Origin of the sequence: Chromobacterium haemolyticum (genome assembly GCF_002081825.1) — a bacterium.
Taxonomy (GTDB): Bacteria; Pseudomonadota; Gammaproteobacteria; order Burkholderiales; family Chromobacteriaceae; genus Chromobacterium; species Chromobacterium fluminis.
In genome coordinates this window covers 72,973-94,503 of record NZ_MUKU01000020.1, presented here as the reverse complement: position 1 = coordinate 94,503, position 21,531 = coordinate 72,973, and the positions used below count along the sequence as shown (strand labels likewise).

Here is a 21,531-nt window from a genome sequence, read left to right as displayed (position 1 = left end):
CCAGCTTGCGCCGTTCGCCGCCGTCGCGGCCGATGCCGTGCAGCTGCATCGGTTCGCTCAGGATCTGCTCCACGGTGAAGCGCGGGTTCAGCGAGGCGTAGGGGTTCTGGAAGATGATCTGGATGCGCCGCTTGTAGGCGTGGAAGGCCTTGGCGTCCATGCCCAGCAGGTCCTGGCCGTGGAACAGCGCCTGGCCGCCGCTGGCCTGATGCAGCCGCACCAGGGTCAGGCCGACGGTGGTCTTGCCGGAGCCGGACTCGCCGACGATGCCCAGGGTTTTCCCCTTGGCCAGTTTGAAGGACACGTCCTTGACCGCGTGGAATTGGCGCTTGCCAAACAAGCCTTCGCGCACGTCGAAGGATTTGCAGAGCCCGCGCACGTCCAGGATGATCTCGTCGTCCGCCTGGTAGCCGCGCTCGCGCTGCGGCGGCTCCACATAGCCGCCCGGTTGCAGGAAGTCGTCGATCACCGCCAGCCGCTGCGGCCGCCGGTCCAGGTGCGGCCGGCAGGCCAGCAGCGCCTTGGTGTAGGCGTCCTGCGGCGCGTCGAAGATTTGCTGCACCTTGCCCTGCTCGCGGATTTCGCCGTGGCGCATCACGATGACTTCGTCGGCGAACTCGCCCACCACGCCCAGGTCGTGGGTGATGAACAGCACCGCCATGTCGTGCTTCTTCTGCAGGTCCGCGATCAGTTGCAGGATCTGCTTCTGGATGGTCACGTCCAGCGCGGTGGTGGGTTCGTCGGCAATCAGCAGCTTGGGTTCGCAGGCGATGGCCATCGCGATCATCACCCGTTGCTGCTGGCCGCCGGACAGCTGGTGCGGGTAGCTGTCCACCTTGCTTTCCGGTTCCGGCAGGCCCACTTCGCGCAACAGTTCGATCGCGCGCCGGCGCGCGGCGCGGCGGCCCAGCTTGGCGTGCAGCATCAGGGCTTCCATGATCTGCTCGCCCACGCTGAACACCGGGTTCAGCGAGCTCATCGGCTCCTGGAAGATCATCGCGATGTCTTTGCCGCGCAGCGCGCGCATCTCGGCGCCGCCGGCTTTGAGCAGATCCCGCCCTTGCAGCAGGATCTGGCTGTCCGGGGCGATGTGCGCGTGCTGCGGCGACAGCAGCCGCATGATGGCCATCGAGGTCACCGATTTGCCGGAGCCGGATTCGCCCACCAGCGCTACGGTGCGCTTGGCCGGGATGTCGAAGCTGACGCCCTTGAGCGCCTGGAATTCGCCGCCGTTCTCCTGGCGGAACGCCACTTTGAGGTTACGCACCGACAGCAGGGTCTGGTTTTGGGTCATGGTCTGTTCTCCCCCACTCACTTCGCCGCCGCGCGCGGGTCCAGCGCGTCGCGCAGCGCATCGGTCAACATGCTGAAGGCGGTGACCAGGGTGGACATGAACACCACCACCATGGCCAGTTGCCACCAATAGCCCTGCAACAGCTCTTCCGGCACTTCTGCCAGCATGGAGCCCCAGCTCACCTGGCGCACGTCCACGCCGAAGCCGAGGAAGGACAGGATCACTTCGTACTTGATCAGGCCCACCATCAAGAGGGAGAACTGCACCAGCAGCAGGTGGGAGACATTGGGCAGAATGTGGATGAACATGCGGCGGCTGTGGCTGGCGCCGATGGCGTCCGCCGCCTGCACGTACTCGCGCGAACGGTTCTTGATGAACTCGGCGCGCACCAGGCGGAAGGTGCCGGTCCAGCTGGTCAGCGACAGCACCAGGATGACGGTGGCGATGCCGCGCCCGGCCACGGCGGCGAAGGCGAGCAGCAGCAGCATGTCCGGCACCGAGGTGAACACGCTGTAGAACCACATCAGGAAGTCGTCCACCTTGCGGCCGAAGTAGCCGGCCATCGCGCCCAGCGAGGTGCCGATCAGGATGGACAGCAGCGCGCCGAAGAAGCCCACCAGCAGCGAGGTCGCGGTGCCCTTGATCACTTTGTCCAGGATGTCGCGGCCGCGCTGGTCCGCGCCGAAGGGCAGCGACGCCACTTTCTTCACTTCCGGCACCGCGTACTGGGCGGCGTGCGGGCGCGCGGCTTCCAGCCAGTCATGGATGGGGTCTTCCGACGGTTTCAGCCGTTCGGTGGGCACGATGGCGCTGGACTGGCCGCCAGCGGCGGCCGGGGTTTCCTGCTGGCGATATTGATCCAGCAGCAATGTGGGCGGCGCGTAGGAGGCGGCGATTTCGTCGTTCCAGCCGCGGCCGGCCAGGTTGAGCCAACCGGCGGCGGCCAGCAGCATGAAGGCCGCCACCACCCACAGGGAAACGAAGCCGATGCGGTCGCGTTTCAAGCGTTGCCAACCCAGCGCCCACAGGCTGCGCGAGGGGGCGGCCGGCGGCGCGCCGGCGGTATTGTGCAATGTTGTCATGTCTTGTGCTCCGCGCTTACTTGAGTTGCACGCGTGGATCGATCCACTTGTAGATGATGTCGGCCAGCAGGTTGAACACCATGGCGGCGGCGGCGATGGTCACGGTGATGGCTTTGATCACTGGAAAATCGCTCTTGTCCACCGCCATCAGCAGTTCATTGCCCATGCCGGGTATACCGAAAAAGCGCTCCAGCAGCATCGAGCCCAATACCAGGAAGGGCAAGGACATCATCACCGCAGTGACCACCGGGATCAGCGCGTTGCGCAGCACGTGCTTGAACAGCACGGTTTTTTCCGACAAGCCCTTGGCGCGCGCGGTGCGCACATAGTCGTGACCCAACTCTTCCACCACAAAGCTGCGGTAGAAGCGCACATTGGGCGCCAGCGACACCAGCATGCCCAGGATCAGCGGCAGCGGCACGTAGATCAGCAGGCTGCGCAGCAGGCTGTCGTCGTCCCAGCCCATCACCGGAAACCAATCCAGTTTGAAAGCCAGCAGGTACTGGCCGACGATGATGTAGGCCAGCGAGCTGATGGACATGGCCACGGTGCAGATCAGCGTCACCATGCGGTCGGTCAGGGTGCCGCGGTAGTAAGCCACGACGATGGCGATGGGCAGCGCGGTCAGCAGTTCGAACACCAGCAAAGTGCCGGTCAGCGTCACTGAGGGGCCGATGCGCGAAGCCAGCGTGGCGGTGACGGACTGCTGAGTGGACCAGGAGGTGCCGAAGTCGAAGGCGGCCACTTGCTTGACGAAGAGCCAGAACTGCTGCGGCAAGCTCAGGTCCAGGCCCAACTGGGCGCGGATATTAGCCATGATTTCCGGCGTCAGGCGTTTGCCGGCCAGGATGTAGGTGGGGTCTCCGCCCACCCAGTTGAACAGCACGAACACCAGCAGCATGACGCCGAACATCGTCGGCACCATCTGCCAGATTCGGCGGATGATGAAATTGAACATCTGCTTCTCCAGAATATAGCGGCGCGGCTGCGCCCCGGATCAAGGCGGTTAGCGGCGCTTGCTCAGGTCGATGTCGACATAACGCCAGGACACGCCTACCGTGGCCAGCGGATGCGGTTTGTAACCCTTGAGATAGTCGTGACTGACGATATTTTCGAAGCGGGTCACGCCCAGCACATAGGGCTGATAGGCGGCCGCCACCCGATTCATGCGGTCAAACAGCGCGTCGCGCTCCGGGCCGTTGGGCAGCACTTGCGAAGCCTCGTAGGCCTTGTCGAACTCCGGCCGGCTGAAGAACGGCAGGTTGCCGATGCCGATCTGCTTGCTCCACAGGCCGGTGACGAAATCGTCGCCGTCCGGAATGGCGGCGGAACCGCCCAGCGACCACATCTGCACCTTGCCGGCGTAGGCGGCCTTGAGGTTTTCGTTCCACTTGGCCACTTTGAAGGTGACGCGCAGCTTGATGCTGTCGAAAGCCTTCTGCCAGATCTGATTGAACTGCTTGTCGAAAGCGCTGCCTTGGGTGGCCTGGGTGATTAGCAGCGGCTGACCGTTGGGCTGGCGGCGGTAACCGTCCGGGCCTATCTTGTAGCCGGCCTGGTCCAGCAGCGCGTTGGCCAACGCCGGATTGAAGTCCGGCGCGCCGTGAAAGCGCGGATCGTTGCCCACCATGTTTAAAGGCACCAGATTTTGCAGCTGGATGGCCTGCCCGCTGTACAGCAGCTTGATCACTTCCTGACTGGGGTATGCCATGCCGATGGCGCGGCGCAAGGCAATCTTTTGCTTGCTGTAGCCGCCCACCACCGGGTCGCGCATATTGAAGAAAGCGTAAGTCAGGTCCATGCCCAGGTTGTGGTGCAGGCGAATGCCGCGCTGCGCCAGCGTTGGGTTGAGGCTGGCCTGGAAGGGGTTGGCCTCGCTGCTGTGCACGGTAGAGGGAATGGCGGACTTGGGCACGCCGATGTAGTCGATCTGCTTGTTGAGGAAGGACAGCCAGCGCGGCTGCTCTTCTTCTATCACCTTGATGTCGATGCGGCCGATGACCGGCAGCGTCTTGCCGCGCAGTTGCTCGGCGATTTCGCGGTCCTGAGGCGGCGCGTCGGCAGCCGGCTCGTCGGAGAACACTTCCTTGCGATAGCCAGGGTTGGCTTCCAGAATGATGCGGTTGCCCGGTTTCCATTCCTTCAGCATGAACGGACCGGTACCCACCGGGTGGGCGTTGGTGTTGCTGTCGTAGGCTTCAATCACCTCGCGCGCCACCGCGCCGCTGAATTTGGCGGCCACGGTATAGAGAAAGTTGTAATTGGGCTTTTTCAGCGTCAGCTGCAGGGTATAGCGGTCCAGCGCCTTGATGCCTTCTATAGGCTTATCGTAATCAAAGCGCCCTTTCTTGCTGGCCGCGCTGCCCGCCTCCGCCAACCCCAGCACATAGTCGGTATAGGAGGTGGCGTTGGGCGAGCTGACCTTGGGGTCGGCAAAGCGCTTGATGCTGTAGGCGTAGTCCGCGGCGGTCAGCTCCCGCTTTTTGCCCTTGAAGGCCGGATCGTCGGCAAAGTAGATGCCGGGCCGCACCTTGAAAGTGAACACCTTGCCGTCCGCCGAAATTTCCGGCAGCGCCTGGGCGGTGCCCGGCTTGAGCTTGACCGGCCGCGCCAGATAATCGTATCTGAGCAGATTGTCGAAAATGTTCTCGATCACGCCCAGCGAATAGATATCGCTCATCTTGGCCGGATCAAAGCCGGTCTCAGGCGCTAGGAAAGACACCTTCAGCGTCTTGTTCATATCGGCCGCCTGAGCGGACGCGAATAGGCCCGCCCCCGCCAGCAGCAGGGGCAGCCATTTCCAGCGATTCATCTCGCTTACTCCTTTGTGTCACGGAGCCGGGAAACCCGGCGTCTCTATTGTTATGCCTGCTCCAGCATGAGGAAATGCCATGAGCAAGTGCCGTGACTGTAAAGCGAATCCGCCGGCTAGATCAACAAGAAACTATCAAAATGGCATCAAAGAAAAAACATGCCTATGCATAGAAAAACTCATGCTAAGCCAAGGGCTTGGCTCTGCATCAAGTCGCCGCGCGCAAGGCCCAGTCAAAACAACGGGTTGGCAGCAAACGGCGTAGCCACCAATACAATTTGGTAGGGAAAGTCACCCGGTAACGCGCCGCCGGCTTGGCCGCCGTGATGGCGCGATGCACCGCCTCCGCCACCGCGCTGGCCGGCAAGGTGAACGGCGCGGCGTGCCCCTCTTTCTTCAGCCTCGCCAGCTGCTGCTGATATGCGTCGCGATGATGGCTGGCGTCGATGTCCACGTTTTTCAGGAAACGCGCCAGCGCATTGGGACGGAAACGGCTTTCTATCGGCCCCGGCTCCACCAGGGAGACATGGATATTGGTGCCGTGCAGCTCATGACGCAGGGTGTCGCACAGGCCTTCCATCGCGAACTTGCTGGCGTTGTAGGCGCCGCGCCAGCGCATGGCGGCGAAACCGAGGATGGAGCTGTTGAACACGATGCGGCCATGACCCTGGGCTCGCATCACTTTGAGCGCGGCGTTGGTCAGTTCCCAGGGACCGAACAGATTGGTCTCGAACTGCTCGCGCATCGCCGCTCGGCTGATGTCCTCCACCGCGCCAGGCTGGCCGAAGCCGGCGTTGTTGAACAAGGCGTCCAGTCGCCCGCCGGCCATCTCCAGCGCCTGGGCCAGGCCGTCGCGAATGGAATCGGCGTCGTCCACGTCCAGCCGGATGCAGGCCATGCCCTCGCTGCACAGGCGCTCCACGTCGGCGGCGGCGCGGCAGCTGGCGATCACGCGCCAGCCGCGCTGAGCCAGGATCACGGCGGTGTGGTAGCCGATGCCGCTGGAGCAGCCGGTAATCAGAATGGATGGTTGCGAATGCATGCTGGCCTCTGTCGTTTTCAATTGGCGACACCCTACCGCAAATGCGGACGACGGGGAATTGTCCGCTAGGCGCGTTCCCGTTCCGCGCAGTTAGCATCCCAACAGCATCCACGCTTGCCGAAAGCGCTCAATCGCCTCTGTCGCCGCACCCTGTAATTGGACTAGAATGACGGCCTTAAAGAGCCGCCTGCGCCCACGCGACACCGACGGAGCCCGCACGGCCCGGCCACCACGAAAGCACCATAAGGAAAACGCCATGGCTAAAGCCAACAAAGCGCCGGCCAGTTTCGAAACCGCACTGGCCCAACTGGAAGACATCATCCAGGCGATGGAAAGCGGCGACATGCCGCTGGAAACGGCGCTCGGCTCCTACAAGCAGGGCATAGAATTGATCAAGTTCTGCCAGGCCAAACTGGCCGACGCGGAACAGCAGCTGAAAATACTCGAAAACAACGAACTCAAACCACTGGAATTGTCCAATGGCCAATAAACCTTTCATGGCCTGGATGACCGAGATCCAGCAGCAAGTGGAAGGTGCGCTGGAACGGCTGCTGCCCTCCGATCAGCACACGCCGCAAAAACTGCACGAAGCGATGCGCTACGTCTGCCTGGGCGGCGGTAAGCGGGTACGCCCGCTACTGGTGTTCGCCGCCGGCGAATTGGTGGGGGCCTCGGCCGACAACCTGGCCCGCATCGGCGCCGCGCTGGAGATGGTCCACGTCTATTCGCTGGTGCACGACGACATGCCCTGTATGGACGACGATGTGCTGCGCCGCGGCAAACCCACTTGTCACGTGGCTTACGACGAAGCCACCGCGCTTTTGGCGGGCGACGCGCTGCAAACCCATGCCTTCGATACGCTGAGCGCGCCGCTGCCGGGCGTGGCCCCCGCGGCTCAGCTCGCCATGGTTCACACCCTGGCCCGCGCCGCCGGCCACGCCGGCATGGCCGGCGGCCAGGCCATAGACTTGGCCAGCGTGGGCAAGGCGCTGAATCAGCCGGAGCTGGAATACATGCATTTGCTGAAAACCGGCGCGCTGATCCGCTCGTCGGTGTTGCTGGGCGCCATGGCCGGCCGGCCGTTGAGCGAGGAGGAAACCGCCCGTCTGGACGTGTTCGCCAAGCGCATGGGCCTGGCCTTCCAGGTGGTGGACGATGTGCTGGACTGCGAGGCGGACACCGCTACGCTGGGCAAAACCGCCGGCAAGGACGCCGCCCACGACAAGCCCACCTACGTCAGCCTGATGGGGCTGTCCGAAGCCAAGCAGTTTGCCCGCGACTTGCGCGACGAGGCGTTTGCCGCGCTGGAAGGATTTGGCGATTCCGCCCAACGATTGAAGGAACTGGCCGACTACATCGTCGCGCGCTCGTTCTGAGAAGCAGAAAACTATGTATCCCTTGCTCGAGACCATTCAAAGCCCCGCCGACCTGCGCAAGCTGTCGCGCCAGCAGCTTGCGCCGCTGGCCACGGAACTGCGCGACTTTCTGGTGGAAAGCGTCAGCAAGACCGGCGGCCACTTCGCCTCCAACCTGGGCAGCATTGAGCTGACCATCGCCCTGCACTATGTGTTCAACACCCCGGACGACCGCCTGGTGTGGGACGTGGGCCATCAAACCTACCCGCACAAGATCCTGACCGGCCGCCGCGAACGCATGGGCAGCATGCGCCAGAAAGGCGGCCTGGCCGGCTTTCCCAAGCGCGACGAATCGGAATACGACACCTTCGGCGTCGGCCATTCCTCCACCTCCATCGGCGCGGCGCTGGGCATGGCGGTGGCCGCCAAGACTCAGGGCATAGAGCGCAAGTGCGTGGCCATTATCGGCGACGGCTCCATGACCGCCGGCCAGGCCTTCGAGGCCCTCAACAACGCCGGCGCGATGGACACCGACCTGCTGGTGGTGCTCAACGACAACGAGATGTCCATCTCGCCCAATGTCGGCGCGCTGAACAACTACCTGGCCAAGCTGATGTCCGGCCGCTTCTACGCGGCGATGCGCGAAGGCTCCAGCAAGGTGCTGGGCATCGCTCCGCCGCTGAAGGAGATCGCCAGCAAGGTGGAAGAGCACGTCAAGGGCTTCTTCACCCCGGGCACCCTGTTCGAGGAGTTCGGCTTCAACTACATCGGCCCCATCGACGGCCATGATGTGGACGTACTGGTGGACACCCTGAGCAATATCCGCAGCCTCAAGGGGCCGCAGTTCCTGCACATCGTCACCAAGAAAGGCCACGGCTACAAGCTGGCGGAGAGCGACCCGGTCAAATACCACGGCGTCACCAAATTCGACCCTAGCAACGGTCTGACCAGCGGCAAGGGCGGCGGCAAGCCGCAATACACCCAGGTGTTTGGCGACTGGATCTGCGACATGGCCAAGCGCGACCCGCGCCTGGTGGGCATCACCCCGGCGATGCGCGAGGGCTCCGGCCTGGTGCGCTTCGAGCAGGAGCACCCGGACCGCTATTACGACGTGGCCATCGCCGAACAACACGCAGTCACCTTCGCCGCCGGCCTGGCCTGCGACGGCGTCAAGCCGGTGGTGGCCATCTACTCCACCTTCCTGCAACGCGCTTACGACCAGCTGATCCACGACGTGGCACTGCAAAACCTGCCGGTCTTGTTCGCCATCGACCGCGCAGGCCTGGTGGGCGCGGACGGCCCCACCCACGCGGGCGCCTTCGACCTGTCCTTCCTGCGCTGCATTCCCAATCTGACGGTGATGGCGCCTTCGGACGAGAACGAATGCCGCCAGATGCTGTACACCGGCTTCCAGATGAACAGCCCGGCCGCGGTGCGCTATCCGCGCGGCACCGGCCCCGGCGCCGAGATCCAGGCGGAAATGACGGCGTTGCCGCTGGGCAAGGGCCTGGTGCGCCGCCAAGGCGAAAAAGTGGCCATCCTCGCCTTCGGCAGCATGGTAACGCCGGCGCTGGCCGCCGCCGAGGCGCTGAACGCCACCGTGGCCGACATGCGCTTCGTCAAGCCGCTGGACGCGGAGCTGGTGTGCCGGCTGGCGGAAAGCCACGATCTGGTCATTACCGTGGAAGAAAACGTGGTGATGGGCGGCGCCGGTTCGGCCTGCCTGGAAGCGATGCAGGCGATGGGCATCCTCAAGCCGGTATTGCAACTGGGCCTGCCGGACGATTACGTCGAACACGGCGACCCGGCCGGCATGCTGGCCGATTGCGGCCTGGACGCCGCCGGCATCGAGCGCAGCGTGCGCCAGCGGCTGGCGATGCTGTAAGCCTGCCCCTCGTGACAGAACAAAGCCCGGCTTAGCCGGGCTTTGTTTTTGCATGAAACCGCCTTTGGAAACGCTCAGGCCTCCAGCAGCTCTAGAATGAGCCGCGCGGTTTCCTCCGGCCGCTCCAGCGGAAACAGATGGCTGCCCTGCTGCATCCGCACCTGAATATTGAAGTGTTTGCGCATGAAGCGCAGGTCAGCCGGCTTGAGCACATCCGAACCGGTGCCAGCGATAAAGGTGGCCGGCACTTTCAATTGTCCGCGATAACGCGGAAAATCATGCGGCAGCGCGCAGTAGATTTCATGTTCGATCTGCGGCCGGAATTTGAGCTTGCGCCCGCCTTGGCCGTCGTCCACGGTGCCGTGCTCGGCGTAGTCGGCCAGGCAGTCCGGATCGAAACGAGCGAACATCGGCTTGCGGGCGAAGTAGTCGTGAACCATGGCCACCGACGCCCAGTTATCGCGTCGCTTCAGGGTGTTGCCGCCCGGGGTAACGCGGTCGATGAAGCCCAGCTTCTTGGCCAGCCAGATGCCGCGCGAGCGGAACGGCCCCATCAGCGGCGAATCCAGAATCACAATGCGCTTGAACAACTCCGGCCGGCGCAAGGCGGCGTAGAACATCAGAAAGCCGCCCAGCGAATGGCCGACGCCGACGATGGGCCCTTGATAGTGGCTTTCGATGTGCGCGATGGTTTCCTCTACCAGGTGGGGCCAGCAGTCTGTGACCGGATAAGCCGGATCGTGGCCGATGGCGTCGAGGAAGCCCACTTGGTGGCGCTCGCCCAGCGCGGCTAGAAACTTGCGGTAAACCGAGGCCGGAAAACTGTTGGCATGAGCAAAGTGAATCGTTTCTCGCATGATGTATGGTGTTGCGCCCTAGTTTTTATATAAATATTCTATCTTACCGTTTGCCCGGAATTTGAATTTAATGCATATTGTTTTCGCATAGCAAGACGCGGCCGCGACCCAGTCCGCCGCCCTCCGCGCTCCACCCGGCCGCCAAGGAACCAATGCCTGAGCGCGCCGGTCATTCAAACGCTAACGACCATAAACCATAGAGTCATCCCGTGCCAATCAACTTATCGCTACTCTCATCCCGGATCGTGGGCTTGCTCGCGGTCTCGCTGGCCTGCCTGGGCTTGAGCCTGCCCGCGCACGCCGTCAACCAGGACGACCTGCTGCCGGCGGAGCAAGCCTTCGCCGCCAAGGTTGAACGCGCCGGCGAACAGCTCAAGCTGACGCTGGACGTGGCTCCCGGTTACTACCTGTACCGCGACCGCACCCAGATCAGCAGCCAGCCGGCCAAGCTGGTGGGCGCGCCGCAGTTCCCGGCCGGCAAGGAAAAGAACGACCCTTACTTCGGCAAACAAACCGTATTCACCGGCAAGAACGTGGTGACCGTGCCGCTGCAGCCTAATGCGCCGGCCGAGTTCGAGCTGCAAGTGCGCCTGCAAGGCTGCGCCGACGCCGGCGTGTGCTACCCGCCTTACACCCACAAGCTCAAAGTGGGCGGCACGCCGTCCGCCGGCGGCAAGCTGGGCGAATGGCTGTCGGAGGCACCCACTCAGGGAAAGTCCCCGGCCGGCAACAATGAGCTGGCAGCCCAGGGTTGGCTGACCACATTGGGCACCTTTTTGCTGGCGGGCATCGGCATGGCGTTCACCGCTTGCATGTACCCGCTGCTGCCCATCGTCTCCTCATTGATTGCCGGCCAGGGCGCTACCCTGACCCGCCGCCGCGGCTTCCTGTTGTCCTTCACCTATGTGCAGGGCCTGGCGCTGACTTACACCGTGGTCGGCGTCATCGCCGGCCTCACCGGCGCCTTGCTCACCGTATGGCTGCAACAGCCGGCTGTGGTGCTAAGCGCCAGCGCGCTGATGGTGGTGTTCGCGTTGTCCATGTTCGATCTGTTCACCATCCAGCTGCCGTCGGCGCTGCAATCGCGGCTAGCCGACACCTCCAACCATCTGTCCGGCGGCAAGTTCGCCACCGTATTCGCAATGGGCGCGCTGTCCGCGCTGATCATCGGTCCCTGCGTCGCCCCGCCGCTGGCGCTGGCGCTGGGCTATATCGGCAGCACCGGCGACGCCGCTCTGGGCGGCGCGGCGCTGTACGCGATGGCATTGGGCCTGGGCCTGCCGCTGATCTTGATCGGCACCTTCGGCGGCCATGTGCTGCCCCGCGCCGGCGGCTGGATGAAAACCGTCAAAGCCGGCTTCGGCGTCGTGATGCTGGGCCTAGCCATCTGGCTGGCCACGCCCTTCCTGCCGGGCGCGCTGGTCATGCTGCTGTGGGCCTTGCTGCTGATAGGCAGCGCGGTGTCCCTGGGCGCGCTGGAGGCACTGCCGAGCAACGCCGGCGCTCCGCGCCGCTTGGGCAAGGCCGCCGGCGTGGCGCTGCTCTTGATAGGCGCGGCGCAATTGGCCGGCCTGCTGGCCGGCGCTGACAACCCGCGCTACCCCTTGCGCTGGCTGGGCCAGGGCCAGGCGGAAGCCCGGGCCGAGGCGGTGTTCCTGCCCGCCGCCAGCAGCGCCCAACTAGACGCCTTGCTGATCAAGGCCAAGGCCGAAGGCAAACCGCTGCTGCTGGACTTCTACGCCGACTGGTGCGTTTCCTGCAAGGAGATGGAGGCGGAAACCTTCCCGAATCCGGCGGTCAGCCGCCAGATGCAGGGTTATGTGCTGGTCAAGGCCGACGTGACCGCCAACAACGCGGAGCACCAGGCTTTGCTCAAGCGTTTCGGCCTGTTCGGCCCGCCGGGCATTATCTTGTTCGACAAACTGGGGCAGGAAGCGGATCGCGTGATCGGCTTCACGCAGGCGGAAGCCTTCGCCAAGACCCTGGCGACGGTGAATCCGCAATAGCCGCAAGCGCCAATTGCATTCACGCTCATTGCATTGCAGAATCAGCGGGCCGATCTTTCGATCGGCCCGTTTTCATTTTCCGAGAGCCCCATGGCCATCAATAAAGCGTTCTCCAATGTCAGCATCCTGGCGGTGTTTCAGATCGCCATCATCGCGCTGCTGGTGATGTCGTGCCTGCGCGTGATCCAACCCTTTCTCGGCGCCCTGACCTGGGCCGCCATCATCGCCATTTCCGCTTGGCCAATGCATTGCCGGCTGCGGCAAAAACTGGGAGAGCGCCACAAATTGGCCGCCCTGCTCATTGTGCTGGCGCTGGCCTTGGCGCTGGCCATCCCCATCGGTCTGATGGCGTTGACCCTGGCCGACACCCTGCCCCATCTATCCGGCCTCACCCACGACCTGACCCAGCTGACGCTGCCCAACGCGCCTACCTGGCTGGCCAATATCCCGGTGGTGGGCGAAAGCCTGCAAAAGCTGTGGGGCAGCGTGCAGGCCGACCTGCCCGGCTTCTTCGAAAAAATCCGCCCGGCGGTCAACCAAGGCGCGCTGTGGCTGCTGTCCGGCGGCGCCAATCTCAGCCTGAGCCTGCTGGAAATCGTGCTGGCCATCATTGTGTCCGGCTTGCTGCTGATCAACGGCGACCGGCTGTGGGACATGGTGGAGCTGATCGTGATCAAGCTGGGCGGCGCACCGGCCGGCGAATTGCCGGACGTGATCGCCCGCACCATACGCAGCGTCACCACCGGCGTAGTGGGCACCGCGCTGGCGCAGACCATCCTGTGCGTGATCGGCCTTTTGATCGCCGGCGTGCCCGGCGCGCTGGTGCTGGGCTTCCTCTGCTTCATCGTCGCGGTGGCGCAGATGCCCACGCTGATCGTCTGGCTGCCGGCCGCGGCCTGGGTGTTTTACACCGGCAACACCGGCCTTGGCATCTTCCTGCTGGTCTGGGGCTTCTTGCTGATCAACACCATAGACAATATTCTGAAGCCCTTGCTGATCAGCCAGGGCGCGCAGATGCCGCTGTCGCTGATCTTCCTGGGCGTGATCGGCGGCCTAATCGCCTGGGGGGTGATAGGTCTGTTCATCGGCCCCACCCTGCTGGCGGTGGCCTTGACCATGCTGCGCCATTGGCTGCGCCCTGAATGCCCGGAGCCCAAGACCGGCGAGGACGACACCTGCGAACAGGCCGGCGCTTCCGAATAACGCGTCAAAAGAGGCTGTTGACGATCTGCTAAGCGTCGGCGCTGCGGCATTGAAAACGGCCTCAAAATGCTCATGCATCGTGTGCGCACCCGGCTTTTTCAGCCGTTTTCGCTAGCGCTCACAAGATCGTAAACACCTTCCAAATACAAAAGGGCTCGCATGCGAGCCCTTTTGTATTTGGCGCTCAAAACGCAGGACACTCCACTTCCCAGTCTTCCTCGCTCAGATGCAAATGGCAGGCCAGCCTCCAAGGCCGCGCTTCGGTCCAGCATTCACTGGCGGCCTGAGCGGCGTCGATGGCGCCGGCGCGGAGCAACACGTTGCGCTCCTTGCGGCTGGGCCGTTGCTCCGCCACCGGTGTCGCCAGCCTCACCTTGCAGGTGCCGCACGTGCCCTGTCCGCAGCGCCAGTGCAGGGGCACGTCCGCCAGCCGAGCCAGGTCCAGCAGGTTATCGCCAGCCGCCGCCTGCTGTTCGCCGAGCAGCGCGCCGTTTTCATCGACGAAACGGATGGTGGGCACGACTCACTGCACCAGCGGCAAATAGGGCAGCATATCGCCGCGCGCCACGGCCTGACCCGGCTCCAAGCGCACCAGGCCATCGGCCCAGGCACAGGACATCAGCACGCCGGAACCTTGCTGCGGGTACAGCTCCAGTTGCCAGTGGCCGTCCACGCACACGCGCCGCACGCGGATGAATTCGCTGCGGCGCGCATCCGGCCGGGTCCAATCAAAAGCCGCCGGATAAGGGCCTTCCGGCGTCAGCGCCGATACCGGCAGGCCGGCGCGCCGCTCCAGGAAGGCCCTCGCCAACACCTGGAAGGTGACGAAGCCGGACACCGGGTTGCCGGGCAGACCGATGAAATCCGCCTGCCCCACCTTGCCGTAGGCCAGCGGCTTGCCCGGCTTGATTGCCAGCTTCCACAGGTCTAGCGAGCCCTCGGCCTCCACCGCGGCCTTGACGTGGTCTTCCTCACCCACCGACACCCCGCCGCAGGTCATGATCACATCGGCGGCATCCGCAGCGTCGCGCAGCGCCTCCCGCGTGGCGCCAAGAGAATCGCGGACAATGCCCAGATCAATCACCTCGCAGCCCAGGCGCATCAACGCCGGCGCCAGCCAATAACGATTGGAGTTGTAAATCTGACCGGCGGCCAGCGGCCGGCCCGGCTCCACCAGTTCGTCGCCGGTGAAGAATACCGCCACCCGCAACGGGCGGAACACCGTCAGCGTCTCCACGCCGATGGACGCAGCCAGACCGATGTCGGCGGGGTTCAGCACCTTGCCCGCCGGCAGGATTTCCTGGCCGGCGCGGATGTCTTCGCCGCGGCGACGGATGTTCTGGCCGGCGCAGGCCGGCTGGCTGAAACTGACTGTGCCGTCGTCGGCCGTTTCGGCCTGCTCCTGCATGATGACGGCGTCGGCGCCGGTCGGAATGGGCGCGCCGGTGAAAATGCGCGCCACGCTGCCGGCGGCCAGCGCTTGCGGCACGCTGCCGGCCGGCACTCGCTGCGACACCGGCATCGCCGCGGTTTGCTCCCCGGCGCGCAAGGCGTAGCCGTCCATCGCGCTATTGTCGTACGGCGGCACGTCCAGCGTGGCCAGCACCGGCTCGGCCAGCACGCGGCCGGCCGCGGCCAGCAATTCGACTTGTTCGGTGGCGGCCAGCGGCTGGGCGCGCTGCAGCAGCCAGTCGCGGGCTTGTTCAAAGCTCAGCATGGGACAGGTCCAATCTTGAAATCAGGAAGGCGGCGACAGCGTCCGCGTCGTCGCGGTGAAACCAGGGGATGTCCAGCGCCTGCGGCAAGTCGCCGACCACGGCCAGCACTTGCGGATCGGCCGGATGCAAGGCCGGCGCGGCCAAAGCGCTGTTGACCACTTCTATCTTGGGAATGGCTTCCTGTTTGAAGCCTTCGGCCAGGGCCAGGTCGCAGGGGCCCAGCATGGCCAAGTGGGCCGCCAACGGCAGCTCGTTGCTGTCCACCAGCTCCTCCACCAGCATACGGCGACGGGCCGAAGCCAGCAGCACTTGCGCCGCGCCGGCCTGACGGTGGCGCCAGCTATCCTTTCCCGGGGTGTCCCAGTCCACATCGTGGTGAGTGTGCTTGATCACGGCGACGCGCAGGCCGCGCGCCGTCAGCCGGGGAATCAGTTTTTCCAGCAAGGTAGTCTTACCGCTGCCGGAATAGCCGGCGAAACCCAACACGCGCATGGCGCAGACGCCCCCATAAAGATTCAGGCGGCCATGATAGCATGGCCGCCCGCGGGCTTGACTCCTACCAAAGAGCTAGCCGCCTAGAGCGTATTTACGATCTTGCCGGCTAGAGAGAGACAGGCGAAAACAGCTGAGAAAGCGGAATGCGCATCCAGTCCATGAGCGTTTCGAAGACGGTTTTAACGCCGTATCGCCGAAGCGCAGCAGATCGTAAACCGGCTCTTAGAACGTGTTTACGATCTCGCGAGCAAGAGCGAGACAAGGCGAAAACCGCTGAGAAAGCGGAATGTACGCGTGGTACATGAGCATTTCGAAGCGGGTTTCAACGCTGTATCGCCGCAGCGCAGCAGATCGTAAACAGGTTCTTAGGCCGCGTGAGCGAGCTTGCCGGCATGCTCCGGCGTTTCAAAACGTTTCCAATCGACGATCATCACCTGGGTCAGGCCGCAGTCCACCGCCAGCTGCGCCTCGATTTCCTCCAGCACCTGATGGCAATGGATCACGCCGTTGATCACCACTTCGGCCCGGCGCATCACGCTGTCGTCCGGCGTGACAAACCATATGCAGTAATGGCCCATATTCGCTCCCCCAGGTGGTTTCATCGCGACGACAAGCGCATTTGGCCATCGTCAACTACAAATATCGTCCCAGTTGCCGCCAAACTTCAAGTTTTCTGTCAAACGCCAGGGTATGCGCCGGGCTGGAAGAAGGCAAGGCCAGGATGTCCAGGGCCAGCCCGTCCAGCTGTCCGGCCGCGCGCGCGGCGGTGGCGCCGTTGAAAGCAACCGCGCGCAGCCGCGGCAGGCTTTGCGCCAGTTCCCGCAGATCGTTAGCCTGCTGATCGCGGATGTCGGCGTCCAGGCTGCCCCGGCGCCGCGCGCAGGCAATCACGTCCCACAACGCCACGCCTGCCTGCTGCAACGCCTCCAGGCGCTCGGCGTAGACCAGCTCGGCCAGCGGCCGGCCGGTGATCGCCTGCATCAGCGGCCAGAATTGATTGCGAGGGTGGGCGTAGTACTGGCCAGCCTGCAAGGAGGCGTCGCCGGGCAAGGAACCCAGCACCAGTACGCGCGCGTCCGGCCTCGCTACCGGCGGGAAGCAGGATTTGGCGCCCTCGCCGCTCAAAACAACTGTCCCTGCTGACGCGCCAGCCAGGCCTTGACCGGGCCGAAGCTCTTGCGGTGAGCCGGCAAGGCGCCGTGCTGCTCCAGCGCGGCCAGGTGTTCGGCGGTGGGATAGCCCTTGTGGCGGGCGAAGCCGTATTGCGGATGCAGGGCGTCCAGGGCCACCAGTTCGGCATCGCGCGCGGTCTTGGCCAAAATGGAGGCGGCGGAGATGGCCGCCACCTTGGCGTCGCCCTTGACGATGGCTTCCCCCGGCACCGGCAGCCCCTTGGGCACGCGGTTGCCGTCGATCAGCGCGCGCGTCGCCTGCGGCTGCAGGCCTTGCACCGCGCGCGTCATCGCCAGCATGGTGGCGTGCAGAATATTGAGCTTGTCGATTTCCTCGACACTGGCGCTGGCGATGCACCAGACCAGCGCGTCGCGCTTGATCAGCAGCGCCAGTTCGTCCCGGCGGGCCTCGCTCAGTACTTTGGAGTCCGCCAGGCCGGCAATAGGCTTCGCCGGGTCCAGAATCACCGCGGCGGCGAACACCGCGCCGGCCAGCGGGCCGCGGCCGGCCTCGTCGACGCCGGCGATCCTCTCCAGATCAAGCCCGCTCATTGCCGCCCCGCCACCTGCAACACCGCTTCCGCGGCCAGCGCGGCGGTGTCCTGACGCAGCGACTGATGCAGCTCGGTAAAGGTCTGCACCATCTCGCGACGCGCGTCCTGATCTTCGTACAGCCTTTGCATCTCAGCCGCCAGCTTGGCCGGCGTGGCCTGTTTCTGCAGCAGTTCCGGCACCACGAAGCGCCCGCACAGGATATTGGGCAGGCCGACGTAGGGCAGACGGATTTTGCGTTTGACCAGGCGGTAAGTCAGCGCGGACAGCTTGTAGCTGATCACCATCGGCTTCTTGGTCAGCGCCACTTCCAGCGTGGCGGTGCCGCTGGTGACCAATACCGCGTCGCTGGCGATCATCGCCATCTGCGCGTGGCCGAACAGCTTGCGCAAGGGCAGATCCCAGCCCTTGCAGCGCGTCAGCATGCGGTCGAACAATTCCATCGTTGGGCGCGTGGCCAGCGGTACCAGGAACTGGGCGTCCGGATAGCTTTTCAGCAGCAACTTGGCGGTTTCGATGTACAGCGGCGCCATGTGCTCCAGTTCGCCGATGCGGCTGCCCGGCATCAGGGTGAACACCGGCGCGCGCTGCGGCAGCCCCAGTTGTTCGCGCATCGCGCTCTGGTCCGGCCTCAACGGGATCTCACTGGCCAACGGGTGGCCGACATAGGTCACCGGCACCCCGGCCTGGCGGTACAAGGGAGGCTCCATCGGGAACAAGCACAGCATGTGACTGACGCTGCGGCCTATCTTCTGCACCCGCTCCGGACGCCAGGCCCAAACCGAGGGGCTGACGTAGTGAACGGTGGGAATGCCGGCGCGTTTGAGCGCGGCCTCCAGATCCAGATTGAAGTCCGGCGCGTCAATGCCGATGAAAACATCCGGCTTCTCCGCAATCAGGCGGTCGCGCAGGGTACGGCGGATGCGCAGCAGCTCCGGCAAACGCTTGAGCACTTCGGCGTAGCCCATCACCGCCAGCCGGCTTTGCGGCGCATGGCTGACGAAGCCCCTGGCTTCCATCCGCGGGCCGCCGATGCCGGCGAACTCGATGTCGGGATAGCGCGCCAGCAGCGCGTCCATCAGGTGGGCGGCAAGAAGGTCGCCAGAGGCTTCCCCAGCCACCATGGCGACCTTCAGTGCCCGCTTGCTTTTAAACAAAGTGTCGGGCATGGATCTTAGCGAATGATGCCTCTGGCGGACTGGCCAAAGAAGCGGGTGAACGGCGCCAACTCGTCGTGACCGGCGGCGGCTTCCTCCAGAATGGCGGCCTTGGCGTCTTCGAAGGACAGGCCCTGGCGGTACAGCGTCTTATAGGCGCCCCGCACGCGGCGAATCTGCTCGGCGCTGAAGCCGCGGCGCTTCATGCCTTCGGCGTTGATGCCGGAGGGCACCGCGCGGTTGCCGTGCGCCATCACGAACGGCGGCACGTCCTGGGCCACGGCGCTGGCGAAGGCGGTCATCGCGTGCTCGCCTATGATGGCGAACTGATGCACGCTGGTGAAGCCGCCCAGAATCACCCAGTCGCCCAGTTGCACGTGCCCGGCCAGCGTGGCGTTGTTGGCCAGGATCACGTTGTTGCCCACCTGGCAGTCATGCGCAACGTGCACATAGGCCATCACCCAGTTGTCGTTGCCGACGCGGGTCACGCCCACGTCCTGGGCGGTGCCGGTGTTGAAGGTGCAGAATTCACGGATGGTGTTGTTGTCGCCGATTTCCAGACGCGTCGGCTCGCCGGCGTACTTCTTGTCCTGCGGCTGGGCGCCCAGCGAACAGAACTGGAAGATGCGGTTATTCTTGCCGATGGCGGTATGGCCCTCGATCACCACGTGAGGGCCCACCCAGCTGCCGCTGCCGATACTGACGTTGGGGCCGATGATGGAGTAAGGGCCGATCTCGACGTCGTCGGCGATCCGGGCCTTGGGGTCGACGATGGCGGTTGGATGGATGGCCATGATCACACCTCGCGCTTGGCGCACATGATTTCGGCTTCGCAAGCCAGTTGGCCGTCCACCAGCGCGCGGGCGGAGTACTTGCCGATGCCGCGCTTGCTGGTGATCAGTTCCACTTCGAAGGTCAGCTGGTCGCCCGGCACCACTTGGCGCTTGAAGCGGGCGTTGTCGATGCCGACGAAGAAATACAGCTCGTTTTCGGCGCGCTCGCCCTGGCTGCGAATGGCCAGGATGCCGGCGGCCTGAGCCATCGCCTCTATGATCAGCACGCCCGGCATCACCGGGTATTGCTCGAAGTGGCCAACGAAGAACGGCTCGTTGATGGTGACATTCTTCAGCGCCTTGATGCGCTTGTTTTCCTCGAATTCGGTGACGCGGTCCACCAGCAGGAAAGGATAGCGATGCGGCAGATAGCGCATGATTTCGCGGACATCGATGGTGACGGCGTGTTCAGACATTGGGGGATTCCTCCTGATTCTTCATTTCTTTGAGCTCGCGCTCGAGCTGCTTGAGCCGCTTGGCCATATCGTCCAGATGACGGACGTGCACGGCGTTGGCCAGCCACTCTTTCATCGGTTGCAATGGGTAAGACGAGGCGTAGGTGCCCGGCGTCTTGATCGACTTCGACACCAAGGTGCCGCCGCCGATATGAGTTTTGTCCGCTATTTCAATGTGGCCGACGAACATCGCCGCCCCGCCCACGGTGCAATAAGCGCCGATCTTGGCGCTGCCTGCGATGCCGACGCAGCCGGCGATGGCGGAATGCTCGCCGATCTGTACGTTGTGGGCGATCTGCACCAGGTTGTCCACCTTGGCGCCTTTCCTGATGACGGTGTCCGCCATCGCGCCGCGGTCCACCGTGGTGTTGGCGCCGATTTCCACATCGTCTTCAATGATGACGCGGCCGGTTTGCGGAATTTTGAACCAATGATCCTTATCCCAGGCCAGGCCGAAACCGTCGGCGCCGATCACGCTGCCGGAGTGCACGCCGACACGGTTGCCCAACACGCAGCCGTGGTACAGCGTGACGTTGGGGTACAACACCACATCGTCGCCCAGCACGCAGTCGTCTCCCACCACCACGCCCGGCAGCAAGCGGCAGCGCTCGCCGATGACCGCGTTGCGGCCGATGCTGACGTGCTCGCGCACTTCGGCGCTGGCCGCTACCCGAGCACCCTCGCCCAGCACCGCGCTGGGGTGCACGCCGGCTTGCGGCTGCGGCTGCGGGTGGAACAGGGCCGCCAGGCGGGCAAAGTAGAGATAAGGGTCGGCGGCGACGATCCAGGAGCGCTGACTCCAGACCTCGCTTTGCGCCAGTTCTTCCGCCATTTTGGGCGAAACAATCACCGCGCTGGCGCCGCTGTCGTCCAATTGCTTGCGATACTTGGGATTGGCCAGAAAAGCGATGTCGCCGGCCGTGGCCGCTTCCAGCGGCGCCAGGCGGCCGACCGTCAGGTCCGGGCCGGCACGCTCGCCGCCCAACCTTTCGATAATGAATGAGAGGGTATAAGCCATCAAAAACGAAAGCCGACCTGGGGTCGGCTTGCTCCCGTAATTATGTGTTGGCGCACTGGCCGCGGCCGGGCGCATCCGGGACGGCGCTTACGCCGCCCCGCCCTGCCTTCAGCGTTCCAGTTCCTTCAGAACCTTGGGCGTCAGGTCGTACTTGGGGTTCACATACACCACGTCTTGCAGGATCAGATCGTACTGCTCGCGCTCGGCAAGTTGCTTGAGCGCGCGGTTGGCCCGCTCCTGCACCGAAGCGAACTCCTCGTTGCGGCGCTGGTTGAAGTCCTCGGACAGCTCGCGGCCCTTGGCCCGGTAATCCCGGTCCAGCGCCGCGTACTCGCGCTCATAGCGCTTGCGGTCGTCGGAATTCAAGCTGCTCTTGGCCAGCTGAGACTCCAGCTCCTTGGCGCGCGCCTCCATCTTTTTCAGCTCGTTGCGCCGCTCGCCAAACTCCTTGTCCAGACGCTTCTGGATCGCGATGGCCGGCGCGGCTTCGCGATAAATGCGCTCAGTGTTGACATAGCCCATTTTGAGTTCGGCCGCCTGGGCCGACATGGCGGCCATGGATAAGAGCACGGCCGCCCATTGCAATGCTTTCATA

At 64.2% G+C, this 21,531-nt stretch carries 22 protein-coding genes; 5 read left to right on the top strand and 17 right to left on the bottom strand.

Annotation, left to right across the window (positions count from 1 at the left end; all coding sequences use genetic code 11):
- The 5 genes from B0T39_RS15640 to B0T39_RS15620 form a co-directional block, all read right to left on the bottom strand.
- Positions 1 to 1,294: ATP-binding cassette domain-containing protein (locus B0T39_RS15640; RefSeq protein WP_081548173.1), on the bottom strand; the 1,294-nt coding region annotated here is incomplete at its 3' end.
- 17 nt (positions 1,295 to 1,311) lie between these two features.
- The gene (locus tag B0T39_RS15635; protein WP_081548171.1) at positions 1,312 to 2,376 is read right to left on the bottom strand and encodes an ABC transporter permease; all 1,065 of its coding nucleotides are present in this window, start codon (positions 2,374 to 2,376) and stop codon (positions 1,312 to 1,314) included.
- 16 nt (positions 2,377 to 2,392) lie between these two features.
- The gene (locus B0T39_RS15630; protein WP_019100403.1) at positions 2,393 to 3,334 is read right to left on the bottom strand and encodes an ABC transporter permease; all 942 of its coding nucleotides are present in this window, start codon (positions 3,332 to 3,334) and stop codon (positions 2,393 to 2,395) included.
- A 48-nt stretch (positions 3,335 to 3,382) separates the two neighbouring features.
- Positions 3,383 to 5,188: an ABC transporter substrate-binding protein gene (locus B0T39_RS15625; RefSeq protein ID WP_043594486.1), complete on the bottom strand. Its 1,806-nt coding sequence runs from the start codon at positions 5,186 to 5,188 to the stop codon at positions 3,383 to 3,385.
- 208 nt (positions 5,189 to 5,396) lie between these two features.
- Positions 5,397 to 6,230 carry an SDR family NAD(P)-dependent oxidoreductase gene (locus tag B0T39_RS15620; protein WP_043594489.1) on the bottom strand — a complete coding sequence of 278 codons (834 nt, stop codon included), beginning with the start codon at positions 6,228 to 6,230 and terminating at the stop codon, positions 5,397 to 5,399.
- A gap of 256 nt (positions 6,231 to 6,486) precedes the next feature.
- Here B0T39_RS15620 and B0T39_RS15615 point away from each other — a divergent pair, with 256 nt between their 5' ends.
- The 3 genes from B0T39_RS15615 to dxs are packed head-to-tail and all read left to right on the top strand — an operon-like array spanning position 6,487 to position 9,470.
- Entirely contained in the window at positions 6,487 to 6,720 is a 234-nt protein-coding gene (locus B0T39_RS15615) for an exodeoxyribonuclease VII small subunit (RefSeq protein WP_019100400.1), read from the top strand.
- Positions 6,710 to 7,606: a polyprenyl synthetase family protein gene (locus B0T39_RS15610; RefSeq protein WP_081548169.1), complete on the top strand. Its 897-nt coding sequence runs from the start codon at positions 6,710 to 6,712 to the stop codon at positions 7,604 to 7,606. Before B0T39_RS15615 ends, B0T39_RS15610 begins: the two co-directional genes overlap by 11 nt.
- A gap of 13 nt (positions 7,607 to 7,619) precedes the next feature.
- Positions 7,620 to 9,470: a 1-deoxy-D-xylulose-5-phosphate synthase gene (dxs, locus tag B0T39_RS15605; protein WP_019100397.1), complete on the top strand. Its 1,851-nt coding sequence runs from the start codon at positions 7,620 to 7,622 to the stop codon at positions 9,468 to 9,470.
- 74 nt (positions 9,471 to 9,544) lie between these two features.
- Here the strand turns inward: dxs and B0T39_RS15600 are convergent, their stop codons facing one another.
- Positions 9,545 to 10,327, bottom strand: coding sequence for an alpha/beta fold hydrolase (locus B0T39_RS15600; protein WP_019100396.1), 783 nt, complete (start codon positions 10,325 to 10,327; stop codon positions 9,545 to 9,547).
- A gap of 209 nt (positions 10,328 to 10,536) precedes the next feature.
- Between B0T39_RS15600 and dsbD the strand changes: the two genes are divergently transcribed.
- Both dsbD and B0T39_RS15590 read left to right on the top strand, forming a co-directional pair.
- On the top strand, positions 10,537 to 12,333 hold the full coding sequence (gene dsbD / locus B0T39_RS15595) for a protein-disulfide reductase DsbD (RefSeq protein WP_141111253.1): 1,797 nt from the start codon (positions 10,537 to 10,539) through the stop codon (positions 12,331 to 12,333).
- Between the two features lie 90 nt (positions 12,334 to 12,423).
- On the top strand, positions 12,424 to 13,536 hold the full coding sequence (locus B0T39_RS15590) for an AI-2E family transporter (RefSeq protein ID WP_052370704.1): 1,113 nt from the start codon (positions 12,424 to 12,426) through the stop codon (positions 13,534 to 13,536).
- 184 nt (positions 13,537 to 13,720) lie between these two features.
- Here the strand turns inward: B0T39_RS15590 and B0T39_RS15585 are convergent, their stop codons facing one another.
- From B0T39_RS15585 to B0T39_RS15535, 11 genes are all read right to left on the bottom strand, one after another.
- Positions 13,721 to 14,056: a 2Fe-2S iron-sulfur cluster-binding protein gene (locus tag B0T39_RS15585; protein ID WP_019100294.1), complete on the bottom strand. Its 336-nt coding sequence runs from the start codon at positions 14,054 to 14,056 to the stop codon at positions 13,721 to 13,723.
- Positions 14,057 to 14,059: 3 nt separating this feature from the next.
- Positions 14,060 to 15,253: a molybdopterin molybdotransferase MoeA gene (locus B0T39_RS15580; protein ID WP_081548167.1), complete on the bottom strand. Its 1,194-nt coding sequence runs from the start codon at positions 15,251 to 15,253 to the stop codon at positions 14,060 to 14,062.
- On the bottom strand, positions 15,240 to 15,746 hold the full coding sequence (mobB, locus tag B0T39_RS15575; protein WP_081548165.1) for a molybdopterin-guanine dinucleotide biosynthesis protein B: 507 nt from the start codon (positions 15,744 to 15,746) through the stop codon (positions 15,240 to 15,242). Before mobB ends, B0T39_RS15580 begins: the two co-directional genes overlap by 14 nt.
- A gap of 368 nt (positions 15,747 to 16,114) precedes the next feature.
- Entirely contained in the window at positions 16,115 to 16,327 is a 213-nt protein-coding gene (locus B0T39_RS15570; protein WP_081548162.1) for a hypothetical protein, read from the bottom strand.
- A 55-nt stretch (positions 16,328 to 16,382) separates the two neighbouring features.
- The gene (locus B0T39_RS15565) at positions 16,383 to 16,874 is read right to left on the bottom strand and encodes a DNA-deoxyinosine glycosylase (RefSeq protein WP_081548160.1); all 492 of its coding nucleotides are present in this window, start codon (positions 16,872 to 16,874) and stop codon (positions 16,383 to 16,385) included.
- Positions 16,871 to 17,473 (bottom strand): ribonuclease HII, encoded by a 603-nt coding sequence (gene rnhB, locus B0T39_RS15560; RefSeq protein ID WP_019100289.1) that lies wholly within the window; start codon positions 17,471 to 17,473, stop codon positions 16,871 to 16,873. Before rnhB ends, B0T39_RS15565 begins: the two co-directional genes overlap by 4 nt.
- On the bottom strand, positions 17,470 to 18,642 hold the full coding sequence (gene lpxB, locus B0T39_RS15555) for a lipid-A-disaccharide synthase (protein ID WP_019100288.1): 1,173 nt from the start codon (positions 18,640 to 18,642) through the stop codon (positions 17,470 to 17,472). Before lpxB ends, rnhB begins: the two co-directional genes overlap by 4 nt.
- Positions 18,643 to 18,647: 5 nt before the next feature.
- Positions 18,648 to 19,424: an acyl-ACP--UDP-N-acetylglucosamine O-acyltransferase gene (gene lpxA / locus B0T39_RS15550; RefSeq protein WP_039753581.1), complete on the bottom strand. Its 777-nt coding sequence runs from the start codon at positions 19,422 to 19,424 to the stop codon at positions 18,648 to 18,650.
- 2 nt (positions 19,425 to 19,426) lie between these two features.
- The gene (gene fabZ / locus B0T39_RS15545; RefSeq protein ID WP_019100286.1) at positions 19,427 to 19,879 is read right to left on the bottom strand and encodes a 3-hydroxyacyl-ACP dehydratase FabZ; all 453 of its coding nucleotides are present in this window, start codon (positions 19,877 to 19,879) and stop codon (positions 19,427 to 19,429) included.
- Positions 19,872 to 20,936, bottom strand: coding sequence for a UDP-3-O-(3-hydroxymyristoyl)glucosamine N-acyltransferase (gene lpxD, locus B0T39_RS15540; RefSeq protein ID WP_081548158.1), 1,065 nt, complete (start codon positions 20,934 to 20,936; stop codon positions 19,872 to 19,874). Before lpxD ends, fabZ begins: the two co-directional genes overlap by 8 nt.
- Positions 20,937 to 21,044: 108 nt before the next feature.
- Positions 21,045 to 21,530: an OmpH family outer membrane protein gene (locus B0T39_RS15535; protein WP_081548156.1), complete on the bottom strand. Its 486-nt coding sequence runs from the start codon at positions 21,528 to 21,530 to the stop codon at positions 21,045 to 21,047.
- Between the last annotated feature and the right edge of the window lies 1 nt (position 21,531).